Genomic DNA, 15,172 nt, shown 5'->3' on the forward strand with positions numbered 1-15,172 from the left:
CGTCGACACAGCAAAATAGTTCTTCTAGACTAAGCATGGGGTAATTCAGATGGATGAGAAGTTAGCACTTTCACCCTACCTGTTTTGCCCCTTCCTTATCCCGAACTCAGGTTAATTTATGACTGAAGCAACACAGCCATCTGCATTTCAACAAGCAATTGCAGCAGTTGAAGCTTTATCTTTAGAAGACCAGAAAATGCTTCTAAATATTCTTCATAAACGCCTAATTTAAAGTTGCCATCAATTAGTAGAACAAATTGCAGAAGTACGGGATGAATACAAGCAGAGAATTGTAAGATTTGGTTTAGTAGCAGAATTCTTGGCAGAGTTAGATGATTGAGAAATATCGGTTAGACTTCAAAATCTATTCGTGCTTGCAGGAGATTTTTAAATCTTAACTTTGTATATATGTAGCCTTCGACAGCGGACGACCCAATCTATTACTAGATGGCGATCGCGATCGCAGCAAGCTAAACAAAGCCCTCTAAACAGCACGCACCCAGTTGCAATCAGCCTTGGGCGAGTCTTAAACGCACTCTTAATCTTTAATACTTAAATACTTGCTCAGATTTTGGGTACTTTAGGTGTAGCGTGTCAGTACCTGCATCGCTGACCGCTCATTCAGGGGCATGAAACTACGCGAAAAAACACTGCTGACGATTGGCGTTACCGTCGTAAGTTTGATAGGGGTTTTGTATGTCACCTCGTCAACCATCCTGCTGAGAGGCTTCGCCAAATTGTACGAACGGGAGGCTTACCGGAACGTTCAACGAGTTCAGGATGCCTTCTCTAACTACCTGAGTGAGTTCAGCGTTCTAAACGACCAATGGGCGATGTGGGATGATACCTATAACTTCATCAAGGATGGCAACCGCCGCTATATCGATCGCAATCTGAATGATATTTCCTTGCGATCGCTCAGATCCGACTTAATCCTATTTATCAATTCCTCCGGTCAGTTGGTTTTTGGTCAAAGCTTTAACCTGAAGCAGCGCAAAGCAATCCCCATTCCCAAAGACATCCAGGCATACTTAGCGGCTAACACAAGCCTGCTACAGAACCCCAAACGACTTGACCACTATGTTGGCATCCTTCTGTTGCCCCAAGGGCCAATGGCGATCGCAGCCAGACCAATTCTCACTAGCGAGGGTAAAGGGCCTAGTCGGGGAACGCTGATCTTAGGGCGTTACCTGAATGCTGAAAAAATCAAGGCTTTGAGCGAGTTGACCCATTTACCTATCACTGCGTACTTGGCAAACGATCCGCAACTACCTGACGACTTCAAATCGGTGCTTCCGGCTTTGTCAAAAATGTCCGATAGTTCTTCTTCGATTTTGGTGCGATCGCTCAGCAATAGCGGGATGGTGGGATATACCCTACTGCGGGACATTGACGGAAAACCCGTAATGCTGTTGCGAGTTGATATGCCCAAAGAATTTTATCAACAAAGCCAACTTCTTCTGACTTATCTGGTAGTGTCCCTGGGTATATCTACTTTGGTCGTGGGGATCGCGTTTACCGGGGCAACTTTATTTCTGTTAGAAAAATTGCTTCTGTCTCGGCTAGCTTATCTCAGTACGGAGGTTCGGAGCATTGGTACTAAAGGCGATCTGTCAATGCGCGTCTTAATTGCTGGCAGAGATGAATTGTCTATCTTGGCTCGTACCATTAACTGGATGTTAGAAGCTTTAGAGTCATCTTTACAAGAACTAAAAGCAGAGCAAAAGAAGGCGGAGAGACTGCTACACAACATTTTGCCCCAGGCGATCGCTGACCGTTTACAAAAAGAACAACCTACTATCATTGCTGATAACTTTGCCGAAGTCACAGTTCTATTTGCAGATATCGTTGGTTTTACCCAGATGGCTGCTCATACATCACCAGTAGAACTAGTCAACTTGCTCAACCAAATATTTTCTGCGTTTGACCAACTCGCTGAACAACATGGTTTGGAAAAGATCAAGACGATTGGCGACGCCTATATGGTAGTTGGCGGTTTACCTATCCTTCGCACAGATCATGCAGAAGCCATTGCCGAAATGGCATTAGATATGCAAAAGGCAATTGATTGCTTCAATGCAGTGAATGGCGAAGAGTTCAATATCCGGATTGGCATTAATACTGGTCCGGTTGTTGCTGGAGTCATTGGTTTGAAAAAGTTTATCTACGATTTATGGGGAGATACAGTTAATACAGCCAGTCGCATGGAATCCCACGGAGTAACGGGTTCTATTCAAGTTACCGCCGCCACTTACCAGCTTTTACAGGACAAATATCAATGGAAAGAGCGGGGTGCAATTCAGGTGAAAGGAAAGGGAGAAATGATGACTTATCTACTTATCGGCAGAAAAACAGAAAAACTGCTAGTGTGAGCTAGAAGTTTATAGATATCGCTGTTTAGAAAGGCAAAACTTTATGGGTCGCTTAAATCCTTACACGCTACAGATGCAGATTACCCGGATGTTTCAAGACGGGCAATCTATCTTCGCCTCAGTGAAGGTGCAGGATTGGCTGCGAGAGCGCAATCACGATCCAGCCGAATATGATATTCTCTTCCATCAGCAACCCGCGCCGCCAGGAGCCAAAGAAGCGATCGCGATTCAGATTGAGTTGCGCCGCAAAGATGGACAGCCGGTCGATCCGTGGCTCCAACAAGAAGTCAACCGCCACGCTTAACGCTGTTTAATCCACTAACTTGTCAGCCAAATTTGTCAGCCAAAATGGATGGGTTGTAGAGACGCGATTAACCGCGTCTCTACTTGACCGCCTACCACCCTAAAAAATCTGTTTTAATGGATGTATTTGAAGAAGAATTCCCCTTTAATTTCATAAACAAATCGCAGTATAGTTGTGTAATTTTTTATTAAATATAACCAGTTAAATTTATTAAAATTATTTTAATTGAAAGCAAACAGATTTTCTAAACTTACGCTGAGGTGTGACACGCGCCTCAGGGAGCAATGGGAATGAAATCAAACTGGCGCTGGGTTCTGGCTTTTATTCTTTATTTCCTGATTTTACTGACAATTTTTGTTTTGGCTTATTGGGGAATTGTCCCTGTCAAAATTTCCGCCATTCCTTTTTATGACACAATTGGGCATTTCATTTTATTAGGTTTTGCCAGTTACTTAGGTCAGAAAGCTTTAGGGAACCGGATGATTAATATTTGGTCTCGTCCCATAAGCCTGCCACTAGCACCGATTCTGATTAGTATCTTTGCCTTATTTGATGAGAGTCTGCAAGCCCTCTCACCGCTTCGTTCCTCCACCCTGTCCGATCTCGCTGCCAACCTTATCGGAATCTGGTTCTTTTACTGGCTAGCATTGTTAAAGTAAAGCCTGGGAATCTTTTTTTGGAGTTGGTTACATTCTGAGCATTTGGATGTTCTAGAGATTGATGGCGTCGTCGATGCTACGATGATTCGGCGGCTTTCTCAAATCTTGGTGCGCGACGACTGGGCAGGAGCTATTAACATGAGCATGGGAGAACAGACATTACTTCCCTTTTCACCGATCTCTATCTCAAGAAGTATTCACTTAAAGTAATACGGTTTATGTGTATCTACAGACTTAAGCCCAAGGGTTAATGACAGAAATTTTCTGTAGATTTACCCTTAATTTAGATGGCTTTAGACGATACAAATCTAGTTCTACACAGTCCAGTTTTTTACAAAGTAATCATTAGAAAGCTTACTATTCTCTTCTGGAGGTTTCAATCGACTTACGTGTAGAAGAAAAGTAAGTCTAAAAAGAAGACATTGGAATAAAATCAACTAAAAAATTTTTAAAGTCTAGGTTCGCGTGGAGGTTTAATATGTCTTATCGCTACAACCAAAACAAAGCTCCCTTTGTGAAAATTGTCTACTCAAAAGTTAACGTAAACGGAAAAACTGAACTGGTGCCTCTGGAGCTGTATGCAGATGGCTCTCTTAAAAGAGCAATTTAAAAAAAATACGATCTGCAAATATAAAAAAATTCTGTTTCCCGATTCTGTACCAAAGTTCGGGAATACTCTACAATACAGCGAATAAGTTAGCGTTCATAGTCTTGAAACGACAGAGCTGCTATGGCTGGTGTAAAGCCTAACCAAAATTCGATGCTATTGGAGAAACCCGAACATTTTCCCGTCCTGGGAGTGCCCGTTCATCTGTTAGAAGACTATTCTAAGTGGCTAATCTCGCGCCTACATGAGAAGGTAGGCGGTCATGTCGTTACGCTAAATGCGGAAATGGCGATTCAGGCAGAAGACAACCCCACCCTTGCAAGGATCATCCAGCAGGCTGAACTGGTGATTCCGGATGGAGCTGGGGTTGTCCTTTATTTGCGGCTAAAGGGTAGACGCCTGAGACGCTGTCCGGGAATTGAGTTGGCAGAGTCACTTTTACAGGAAGCTGGGCAAATGGGGAAGCTTTGCCCGATTTTTTTCTATGGTGGGGCACCGGGAGTCGCGCAAGCAGCAGCTGCCGTTTGGGAGGAACGAGTGCCGGGAATTGCGATCGCTGGGAGTCAACACGGCTACCTCTTACCGGAAGCAGAACCAGAATTTAAGACAACCCTGCAAACTCTCCAACCCCGTCTGATATTCGTGGGTTTAGGCGTTCCCCGTCAGGAATTATGGATTGCCCAAAACCGACACCTGTGTCCCGAATCGATTTGGATTGGTGTCGGCGGTAGCTTTGATATTTGGGCTGGAATTAAATCCAGGGCACCCGCTTGGTTGCGGGATAATCATCTGGAATGGCTTTATCGCTTGTATCAAGAACCCTGGCGCTGGCGAAGAATGATGGCTTTACCGCAATTTGCCTTGCGAGCTGTGGTAAAAAGTTATGAGTTTTGAATTGTTAATTGTTCATTGAAGTTGCCATGAACGATGAGCGATTACCCATTAGCCCTTAGCATTACGCACTGATAACTTTTATATGACCACAGCTTCTGCTCATCCCAGCATTGGCAAAGATCGCCGGAGTGACGCACGGGACGCCAATTACTCAGCCTCCTCAGCAGTCATGGTGAAATTGCGGGAAGTGACAAAAATTTATTCCAATGGCAGCCGTGGGTTATTGGATGTGAATTTGGAAGTTAAGCGAGGGGATTTCTTGTTTGTTACCGGGCCTTCTGGTTCTGGTAAATCAACACTCTTAAAGCTGTTGTATGGGGAAGAACGCCCCACGGATGGCGAGGTCATGGTCGATAACTGCAACGTGGCGCAGTTGCGGGGTCATCGCCTGTCTTTGCTGCGGCGGCGCATCGGCGTTGTTTTTCAAGACTACAAACTCATCCCCCGCCGGACAGTAACGGAAAATATTGCTTTTGTACTGTGGGCGCAAGGCTTCACGCGCAAGGAAATTGAGCGCCGCCTTCCTCCAACGCTGAAATTAGTCGGGTTGCAGCATAAAGCGGATTGTTTTCCTGAAGAACTCTCTGGTGGAGAGCAACAGCGCGTCAGTCTTGCTCGCGCCATTGTCGGAACGCCGCCGCTGTTACTGGCAGATGAACCCACTGGAAATCTCGATGCGGATAACTCGGCATCGGTGCTGAGAATTCTCCAGAAACTCAACGCCTTCGGTGCGACTGTGATGGTGACAACGCACGACGAACGCTTGTTGCGGATGGCGAATCGACCTGTGGTGCAAATCCGTGAGGGGCAAGTCAAAATCAGAAATTAACCAGAAATGAATAATTCTTCTGTTTAATTTTTTACTGGGCGCTTCTTACCAAAATCACGGTGCTTCTCACGCCACGCGCGATCGCTTCGGGGATATTTCCCTTCATCACCTGCTGTAATAGCCCTTCCCGACTAGCACCCAATATCACCACATCGCAGGCGTCAGCTTGCGCTAGATCGATCACGGCATCCGAGACAGAACTGGAACGAAGGGGAATCGCCGTCACGCTTGCACTCAGTTGGCGGCTGAGGAACAAGGCTGATTTTTCTAACATGGCGGTGTCCGGCAAGAGGGTGGAAGGATGGAAAACTTGGGCTAGCTCAATTGCGGGTGTCTTACTCAGACACATCAAAGCGGGTAGGAGTTGCAAAGCTTGCTGGGCGTTGGGACCACCCGCAATCGGAACCAGCCAGCGATTGAAGCAGAGGGACACGGTGGGTGAGTGTGCCCCGATGCGATGCCGGGGTGCCAGGATGCGGGGGGGCCGGGGAGAATTGGCAGCGATATGCGCCCTGATGCCTCTGCTTCTCGGCTCTTCTACACCTGGAGTCTCTTCGCCCATTTTCACCAGCACCACCTCGCAGGGAGCCTGCCGGATGATCGTGTCTACCACATCGCCAAAAACTCGACCGGGCGTGATGCTGGTGCCTTTCCAGCCCATCAGCAGCAAATTAATGTGACGCTCGTTAATGGTTTCCAGAATCGCTGGAGCAACATCATGAGACACGCGGATCTGAGTGTGGACGGGAATTTGCCAATCTTGCCCCAGTTTTTCGGCATGACGGAGCAACCGACGACTTTTCGTAGTGCTAACGGGCGTTTGAGCAGGGGCACTGTTGCGGGGAACCGAGATAACCTGAAGACATTCGATTTCGTAGTTGCGATCGCGGGCAATTGCCGCTGCCATTTGCAACAATGCGGGTGCGGTTTGCGGGTTGGCGATGGTAACGAGCATTCGTCCGCTTCCTACTGCCGGAGAACGAGTTTGATAAACACAGTAAGAAGGCTCCGGACGCGGGCCAATATTCACCGATTGACCGTTCAGCTTATCTGCTTGCGCCCGAATAATATCAGCACGGGTAATAATCCCAATCAGCTTGCGCCCTTCCGTCACTGGCAACCGACTGAGTTGATAGCGATTGAGTAAATAGAGAACATCACCCAAGGAGTCGGTAGGGTTTACCGCCATCGGCTTCGGGGTCATGATTTTGCTCAAAGGGGCGTTCCCTGGTAATCCCCGTTGGGCAATTCCAGCAAGGTCAGTTTGGGTAATAATCCCAACCAGTTTCTCCTTATACACAACCGGAAAGCCGCGATGATGGGAGCGAGAGAAGGCTTGCACGGCTTCATCAAGGGTCATATTGCTGGTTAAGGTTTCGACTCGGCGCTGCATCACGTCTGCCGCCTTCAGCATCGATAAGAGTCCATCGGTAGTTGGCTTTTTCTCTAGTTCAATCCCATTCCACTTCAGCAGGCGATCGTAGAGTGACCCCCTAACTATCTTTTCTGACACCAGGTAAGCAACAACAGACCCAATCATCAGCGGCAGAACAAGATTGAAGTCCATTGTCATTTCAAAAACGATGACAATAGCGGTGATGGGCGCTTTGGAGACGGCACTGAAAAATGCCCCCATACCAGCCAGGGCGTAGGTAGTCGGTGAACCCACTGCCAAGGTTACCTCCTGCACGAACCCGACCAGATAGCCAAGCCCAGACCCCAGAATCAGGGAAGGCGCGAATAACCCGCCAGGGGCACCAGAACCACAGGCGACGAGCGTGAGTATATACTGAGCCACAAAAGCGATCGCTGCCATTTCCCAGCTCACTCCACCTGCCAGCAGGGACTCTCGCAGCCCGGTGTTGTCTCGAAATGTTGAGGGGAGAAGGGCGGTCACGATACCAGAAATTAATCCAGCCAGCCCAATTCGCAGCGGTAGAGAAAGTTTGAGGCGGCGATAGAAGGCGAGGGAAGTAAAAATTCCTTTCCCAAACATTGCCCCCAGCACCCCAGCCAAGGCTCCTAACAACAGGTAAAAAGGAATCTCTTGGGCAAAAAAGCTAGTCTGAGATTGGCTAATATCGAGGTTGAGGTCAAGGCTACGACCGCCCAGCAGCCGCGACACAACCGCACCGATAAAGGATGCGAGAATGGCTGTGCCCAAGGTGAGGTCGGATAAATCTTGGAGGAGTTCTTCGACAATAAACAGCACACCGGCAATCGGTGCATTGAAACCAGCCGCTAACCCAGCACCCGCACCAGCGGCAATCATCTGGCGGCGATGGTCGGGCGAGGTAGGAACCCAGTGGCTGAATTGAGCAGCAACGGCTGCACCGATATGCACGGTTGGCCCTTGACGCCCCAAGGTGAGTCCGGAACCCAGAGCAATAATGCTGCTGGCTAACTTCACGAGGGCAACTCGTAAATTCAGGGCGATGGGGAATTGAGAAAGGGCAGCTTTAACAAAAGGAATGCCGCTCCCCGCTGCTTCTGGTGCCAGACGTTCGACTAGGAAGCCGGAGAGGAGTCCAAAGGATAAACCAATGGCGGGTAATGCGAACCATGCAGGGAGAAAGTGGGAAGCATGAACTCGCCATGCACCCAAGGTCCCGACGCCGACTTTGAACAGAACTGCGGCGAGTCCCGATACTAACCCAATTAGACAAGCTTCAGCGATCGCTAAACGCCGTCTGGGTTGTAAGAAAGCTTTGACCTTGGATTTGGGAAATTTGAGTCTTGAGTGTAAAGACAAAACTTGAGAACTTAACACTCTCAAATAATTCATAAGTCATTCAACATTTTGCCCTCAACTCATTTCATGGCTAATGGCTAATGGCTAACGGCTAACGGGCAATTAGCCAGTCTTCGATTCGGATTAACTCAGCATTTTGCCGGTGACAGACAGCCCTTCCACAATCAGAGATGGGGTATAGACCGAACCATTCCACTCGGCGTCGCCTCCCAATGCCACTAGCTGCTTGAGGGCTGCGTATACGTTACCTGCCACCATCGTATCTTTTACCCTGCCGACCACCTGACCGTTCTTGATCCGGTAGCCCAGGTCAACGTTAATCGAGAAGTCCCCCGAAATCCCAGAACCGCCTCCCAGCATCTGATCTACTACCAGCCCATCACCCATCTGCTGCATTAAGCTCAGCAGATCCCCAGTTCCCGGATGAATCAGCAAATTAAATAGCCCCGGTGTCGGGTAACTACCTAAACCGGGACGAAACCCGTTTCCAGTAGTCCCGCTACCCAGCTGGCGTCCGGTCGTGCGGTCGGTATAAAACAGCTGCAAAATGCCGTCTTTGATAAATTCCAGATTCCGCGTGACCGTGCCTTCATCATCAAAAGGACAGCTAAACGGCCCAGATTCTGGGTTTTGGGTAATGGTGAGGGCTTTTGAAGTCACGGGTTCGCCCAAGCGATCGCTCCACGGCGAAGCCCCCTCAAGGGTTCGTTTCCCATTCAGTGCAGCTGAGAGGGTTCCCCAAAGCATATCCGCTGCTTTGGCGGTAAATAACACGGGCACGCGACCGATGGGGGGTGAAATGTTTTCTTTCGCCCACGCTAACCGCTGCAAAATTTGGTTTGCCAAGGCGACCGGATCGAGGCTATCCCGCTGGGTTTGTCCATCGCCAACGCTCAAGAAATCATCCCCCCGCACCCATTCGGCTGCCAGATAACAGCTGAGGGTCGTATCGGTATAGCGACAATCCAATCCTTTGGTGTTGACAAGGCGCGTCGTTTCTGCCTCGCATTCCCATTGAGCGGTGCAGAGGACTTCTGGGTAAGCATCTCGGACGAGGGCGATCGCTTCTTTGCCCATTAATATCAGCTCCTCGACGGGCATAAACTCGCCCAAGTCGGGATACTTAGATGCCCGCCCCTCAGTCAATTCCACGGTTTCCACCCCGTTGAGTGCCGACAAAGCGATCGCTCGATCTACCAGTGCTTGCGGTTCCACAGGGCCATAAGCAACGGCTAAACCCGGACGCCCTTCTCGCCACAGCCGCAACGCCGTCCCTTCTGATTGGGCACTTTCCAGTTGTTTGAGCCGATTGGCTTCAAAAAAAACTGGGCGAGAAAGCGATCGCGCTTGATAAACCTCCGCTTCCTCGGCTCCAGAACGAGTGGCTAACTCCAATAACTGCTCTGCTAGCGTCTCTTGTGGTAAATCGTTAAAACCCATATTCTGACCGTGGAATTTATTGATGGAACCGCCAAGACGCCCTCATAAAGTCAAAGTCAAAAGTGCAAAATTCTGTCGCTCAGTCTCAACATCCGCGCTTTTACTCCGACTTTTATGCTTGTCTGAGAGCCTTTTTTTATGTCTTTGTCTTCTATTCTCCCAGTCTGGTTGCGAAACCGAAAGATTTACTTTGGAATCAATTTAACTTAGAGGCAATTCTTGCATTAGCCAAAAACCCGCAAAGGATTCTGATTGCGGATCGGACTGAATCGCTAAAAAATGCAACATCCCAGCTTTTCGCTTGGCGTCCTCAAAGTTTTCGGCTTCCGTCAAAGTTTTTGAATCTTTGATACTTGCCAAAATCCAGCTATTACTCTCACCCGTCTCTAAAAGCAATCTAGGCGGTGTGTTCCGATTAAATTTCAGGAACGCCGGTTCAATTCCCGACATCCAGCCAGCCATCGGTACTGCTCTGGGAGAGAAAATCACCACCCCTGGAATCTGCGTCTCCGGTGGCAAAGGCGCGAAATCTCCTAATCCAATAAGTGGAAAAGCTTCTCGAAAGCCGATGTCCCACTCGTGCATTTCCTCAAAGGCTTCCGCTGACAAGGTTACAAATGCCCACTTTTGCCCAACCAGCGCATCCGGTAAAGGTTGGGGCGGCTGGGGTTGGTATTGGACAGAGGGATTCGGGGCAACTCCTTGGTAGCCTGGTTGCTGGGGATAAACGTCCTGCATCCGCTCTTGCAGCCACCGATACAGTGTAAAAGTTCGACGGCTCAGCTGAGCGGAAATGCCCAACTCATCGCAGGCTTTCACAATCATTTTGGTCATCGGGCGGCGGAAGAAGCGGATTTTTTGAGGAGGTTCAGCTGCCCTAGCGATCGCTTCTTCCAACGTCGTTCGCAGCCAGATCGAATTTACCGTGCTATTCGGGCAAAACTCGGCGTAACGAAACAGGGACTCAGGTTTGGTGCGGATATCCAACGGACTTTCGCACACCAATAATTCCCAAATCTTTTTCTGTTGTTCGTCCAAAATTGGACGCGAATAAAAATCTAATTCCCAAACTGTTCCCATGCCGCGCCGTTAAAATCTGGTCACTTCCTTCATAATACGTTTGAAGCATCCTTTTACTCATGATTTACATCGACGGTTCCTACGGAGAAGGCGGCGGACAGGTTTTACGGACTTCCCTCAGTCTGGCGGCGATCGCAGGCCATCCGATCCGGATTGGGCGGGTTCGGGCAGGACGCAAAAAGCCCGGACTCGCTGCCCAACACTTAACGGCTGTGCGTGCCGCTGCTGCCATCTGCGGAGCGAAAGTGCAGGGGGATACGTTGGGTTCAACGGCTTTAGAGTTTATTCCGGGTGATTCAATCCAACCGGGAAAATACACCTTTGATGTTACCGAAGCACAAGAAGGCGGTTCGGCGGGTGCGGTTACTTTGGTTTTGCAGACAATTTTGCTGCCCTTAGCGATCGCGCAGGGAGAATTGCAGGTGACGCTGCGCGGCGGCACCCATGTCGCCTATAGTCCCGCTTATACCTACATTGAGCAAGTCTACTTGCCTCTGTTACGTCAGATGGGAGTGGAAGCTGAGGTGAGGATACGCAGTTGGGGGTGGTATCCCCAAGGTCAAGGAGAAGTGGAACTTCGCGTTAGCGGTAGGGGCGTTAGGGGTAAGAACAGGGAAATCCAACCATTGCGAGGGATTAGCCTTCTGGAACCTGGAGAATTTCAGCAGGTGCGGGGGATTGCTGTGGTGACACAACTTCCTTCCCACATTCCCCAACGGATGGCTAGCCGCGCCGAGAATGTGTTGCATCAAGCAGATCTCAAAGCCACTGTCCAACCCTTACGGGAAAGGGGTATCGCACCGGGGGCGGGGATTTTCCTCACCGCTGAGTACGAGAATAGCAAGGCTTTCTTTGGTGCTTTGGGACGTCTGGGACTGCCAGCCGATAAAGTTGCCGATATGGCTTGTCAGGAGTTGCTGGATTTTCATAACACTGGCGCACCCGTCGATGTACACCTGGGGGATCAGTTGCTATTGCCAGCGGCTTTAGCTGACTCGACGAGTCAATACCGAGTGGCGGAGATTAGCACCCACCTAACGACCAATGCGTGGGTGATTGAGCAGTTTGGCTTGGCATCGATAACGATTGATGAAGTCGATCGTCGGGTGACGGTAACACCCAACCCTGATACATGAGTAGGGATAGTTAGCGATCGCTCCTAAATTTCCAGTTTATTTAAACACGACAACGGCTCCCATACTGCTAATATTGCCCTCATCGCCGCAGACTTTGATGTTCACTGCTGCAACAAAATGGACTAATGGCTGACCTACCTCCTTCATTGCCACCAGGGTGTGTTCTCCGACCAGCCCGTGCGGAAGAAAAATGGTTAATTCAGCAATTATTATTAGAATTTACAAAATCTGAGGCTTTAAAATTTGATCTGAGAGTTTTATCTTTCAATTTCCTAATTTTGATTGCCTTGACTTTTTTCATGCTAGCAATCATACAAATTATCAAAATTCTTGCTTCTAATTTCTTGCTCGGAATTATTTTATTTCTTATCCTTGCACTTCTTTTTATTGTTACTCTTTGTTTGGCCGCTTCCTTTATTCTATTTTTCTTCTCAATTTTCACCTATGCTTTTGTCAATTGGTCGCGGTTCTGGGTCATTGAATGTAATGGAAGGTTAGTAGCTTGCGGTGAAATAAACGGCTATAGTACGCACTCTATGCTGTATTACTTATTTGTGAAACCTGTTTGGCGCAGCCAGCACCTGGGTTCCCATCTAGTGAAGCGTCTTGTTCAAGAAGCGACCCATCCCCTCTATTTAGTCTGTAAGCCTAAATTAGTACGATTTTATTCGCAACTTGGCTTTACGATTGTTCCTTGGCAAGAAATCTCACAGCCTCTCAAATCAAGTTTTCACATTTTCCAACTAGATACCCTAATTAGTGGAAATGTTTGGACAGTTATGCGGTATCAAAGTTAGAAAAATCAGGGATTTTACAAAAATCCCTGATTTTTGCGATTGAATTCTTAAGGAACATCAATCGGAATCAAGGCATTTTCAGGCACATAGCTACTAAACCGTTCGCCATCCGCTAAGATAGCTACCATCCGCAGCGGAAAATCTGGACCGATTTGCAAATCTGCCCAAGGAACTGCCACTTCCAAACACTTATTTAAACCCACTTGAGCGCGGCTAAACCGAGGATGCCACTTGAAATGTTCCCCAGCCTCCTCAAACTCAATCGTGTGAGTCAGTAAGTTAATCCCTAAATGGTGGTGGAACAGATAGTTCAGTGGCGCTTCGTCAGGTAAATTTTCCAGCGGAATGGGGCTATTGTGCATTGTTTGGTTGGGATAGAACCACAGCAAATGCAACTCTGGCGGACAGCCTTTACCCGGTTGAATGCCGGTCTGGAAGTCCAGCCGTAGATAGAAGTTAAGGTGATCTACGCCGTACCAAAGACGCTGAATGGCACTGCTCTTGTGCATCGTACCCCGCGATCCGCCCACATCAATCCGACCAGCGCGATCCCAATCCTGTTCGTCACCCAGTCCATCGATGGTGGGATGAATAAAGCCTTGGGGTCGATGGTCTCCCCGCGCTTCGTGAGCTTCTACGGGTTGGCGCAAGTTCGACGGGATCGGCTCATTTAAAGCTTGGTAAATCGCACACAGGTGTTCCCGGAACAGCTGGTCGAACATGGCATCTTGGTTTGAGGAATGACCTTCGCCAAACCACCAGAACCAATCGGAACCTTCTGCGGCGTACAAAGCTTCCCAAACTTCTGGATTGTTTTCCTCGGTTGCTTCTGGATGGCTAGCCAAGACTTTCCGCGCATCCTCTAAGAGATCCCAGGCGCGATTTTTGGCGGGATCGCCAATCCAAGTTGTAAAGCTGCCATCGACCCAAGAGCCGCTGTGCAGCTGCTCGGCGGGGATGGTTGCCTTGGGAGGGAACTGGTCTAGAAATTCCGAAACCGTGACCAATTTCAGCTCTGAGTGGTCGCTCAGCGTTTGATAAAGAGCTTCTAAAAAGGGCTTACCATCCAGATGGTAGTGTTCCCAACAGTTTTCGCCATCAAGGGCAATGTTGACCAGCCACGGTTGTTCTAGGGCTGTACCGCCTCCTTTCTGGCGGTGTTTCAGGGTGCGAGCGATCGCTTCCAAATGCCCGACTAAGTCGGCGGCGGCGCGGCGCGGTTCCATCGCTCCATAAGTAAAGCCAATTAAATCTGATAATCGGTGATCCCGAAACACGATCGCTAAGTCGCCGAACTCGGTTTGCAGCCAATAAGGTTGATATAGTAATTCGGGTTCGTAGACATTCCCCGCGCCGTCTCGATGGAAAAATTGCTTCTTAGACCAACCTAAGACGGCTTCATCCGAGCAGATCCACTTATATCCTTGCTTGGCGATATAAGGCAAAATTTCGGGGCTAACCGATTGTTCTGAAGGCCACAAACCACGCGGTTCTTGCCCAAACCGATCTTTATACATATCCCAAGCTTTTTGGAGATGTCTGGGGATATCTTCAGCCCACTGGAAGCGCTGCTTCGGCAAGGTCATGTTGGGCACCGCCACCCGACCGGAGTTGGTATCGTTCAGTAAGGGCAAAATTGGGTGCGTGTAGGGCGTTGTCGATACTTCCAGTTGCCCCGCTTCTTGCATCTGCCGGTGCTGCGGAATGATGCGACTCAAGATTTCTCGTTGTTTAGAGAAAATTCGCTGGCGATCGCTTAAAGTAAAGTTTCTTCCCTGCTTCAACCAGCCCTCAATCTCTGGATCGTCCCAAAACAAAGGATCGATCCACGCCAGATTATGCCAAGCGAGCAAATCGCTGTAATCTTGCGGATTCCAATTTGTCCAACACCATTCTTCCCCCTTTTCTTGACGTTGCCCGTACAGTTCTCCGTAGCGAGGATGAGGGTCAATTAAAGTATGGTGATTGGCATCAAAAAAATGCTCAATAATAAATCTTTTTTGTTCATCACTCAGTTGCTGTTCTGGCGTCAAAGCTGCTGCTAAGTACGGGTCCATCGCCGTGCCAGCAACATAATCCTCTAACTGCAAAATCAAAGATGGCACGAGATTAACCGTTTGATGCAGCTTCGGATAACGAGCCAGCAGCAGCACTAAATCTAGGTAATCTTTCGTCCCATGCAGCCGCACCCACGGCAAACGATACTGGTTGACTGCGCGGCTTTTGTACAGAGGTTGATGTTGATGCCAGATGAAAGAGATATAGAGAGGATGGGGCATAGGAAAAGTAAATAGGAGAAACT

At 48.7% G+C, this 15,172-nt stretch carries 11 protein-coding genes; 7 read left to right on the forward strand and 4 right to left on the reverse strand.

Going from position 1 to position 15,172, the window contains the following annotated elements; all coding sequences use genetic code 11:
* Nucleotides 1–629 precede the first annotated feature (629 nt).
* The 5 genes from NDA03_RS03095 to ftsE all read left to right on the forward strand — a co-directional run bounded on the left by NDA03_RS03095 (nt 630) and on the right by ftsE (nt 5,665).
* The gene (locus NDA03_RS03095; RefSeq protein WP_348237265.1) at nt 630–2,372 is read left to right on the forward strand and encodes an adenylate/guanylate cyclase domain-containing protein; all 1,743 of its coding nucleotides are present in this window, start codon (nt 630–632) and stop codon (nt 2,370–2,372) included.
* Nucleotides 2,373–2,415: 43 nt separating this feature from the next.
* On the forward strand, nt 2,416–2,676 hold the full coding sequence (locus tag NDA03_RS03100) for a hypothetical protein (RefSeq protein WP_190526449.1): 261 nt from the start codon (nt 2,416–2,418) through the stop codon (nt 2,674–2,676).
* A gap of 290 nt (nt 2,677–2,966) precedes the next feature.
* Nucleotides 2,967–3,335, forward strand: coding sequence for a VanZ family protein (locus NDA03_RS03105; RefSeq protein WP_348237266.1), 369 nt, complete (start codon nt 2,967–2,969; stop codon nt 3,333–3,335).
* 760 nt (nt 3,336–4,095) lie between these two features.
* Entirely contained in the window at nt 4,096–4,836 is a 741-nt protein-coding gene (locus NDA03_RS03110) for a WecB/TagA/CpsF family glycosyltransferase (protein ID WP_348237394.1), read from the forward strand.
* 169 nt (nt 4,837–5,005) lie between these two features.
* Entirely contained in the window at nt 5,006–5,665 is a 660-nt protein-coding gene (gene ftsE / locus NDA03_RS03115; RefSeq protein ID WP_190411357.1) for a cell division ATP-binding protein FtsE, read from the forward strand.
* 31 nt (nt 5,666–5,696) lie between these two features.
* On the opposite strand, the gene NDA03_RS03120 is transcribed toward ftsE, so the two are convergent.
* The 3 genes from NDA03_RS03120 to NDA03_RS03130 form a co-directional block, all read right to left on the reverse strand.
* On the reverse strand, nt 5,697–8,450 hold the full coding sequence (locus tag NDA03_RS03120) for a chloride channel protein (RefSeq protein WP_348237267.1): 2,754 nt from the start codon (nt 8,448–8,450) through the stop codon (nt 5,697–5,699).
* A 90-nt stretch (nt 8,451–8,540) separates the two neighbouring features.
* Nucleotides 8,541–9,857 (reverse strand): TldD/PmbA family protein, encoded by a 1,317-nt coding sequence (locus NDA03_RS03125; protein WP_190436794.1) that lies wholly within the window; start codon nt 9,855–9,857, stop codon nt 8,541–8,543.
* Between the two features lie 201 nt (nt 9,858–10,058).
* Nucleotides 10,059–10,937 carry a Tab2/Atab2 family RNA-binding protein gene (locus tag NDA03_RS03130; RefSeq protein WP_190526457.1) on the reverse strand — a complete coding sequence of 293 codons (879 nt, stop codon included), beginning with the start codon at nt 10,935–10,937 and terminating at the stop codon, nt 10,059–10,061.
* 59 nt (nt 10,938–10,996) lie between these two features.
* On the opposite strand from NDA03_RS03130, the gene rtcA reads away from it, so the two are divergent.
* Nucleotides 10,997–12,073 carry an RNA 3'-terminal phosphate cyclase gene (gene rtcA, locus NDA03_RS03135; protein WP_348237268.1) on the forward strand — a complete coding sequence of 359 codons (1,077 nt, stop codon included), beginning with the start codon at nt 10,997–10,999 and terminating at the stop codon, nt 12,071–12,073.
* Between the two features lie 125 nt (nt 12,074–12,198).
* Nucleotides 12,199–12,870: a GNAT family N-acetyltransferase gene (locus tag NDA03_RS03140; RefSeq protein ID WP_190411330.1), complete on the forward strand. Its 672-nt coding sequence runs from the start codon at nt 12,199–12,201 to the stop codon at nt 12,868–12,870.
* Between the two features lie 47 nt (nt 12,871–12,917).
* Here NDA03_RS03140 and NDA03_RS03145 read toward each other — a convergent pair whose 3' ends face one another.
* Complete coding sequence (locus NDA03_RS03145; protein ID WP_348237269.1) at nt 12,918–15,149, reverse strand: glycoside hydrolase; 2,232 nt, start codon at nt 15,147–15,149, stop codon at nt 12,918–12,920.
* Nucleotides 15,150–15,172: the final 23 nt, after the last annotated feature.

Source organism: Trichocoleus sp. Lan, from assembly GCF_039961855.1.
Classification (GTDB): Bacteria; Cyanobacteriota; Cyanobacteriia; order Cyanobacteriales; family FACHB-T130; genus FACHB-T130.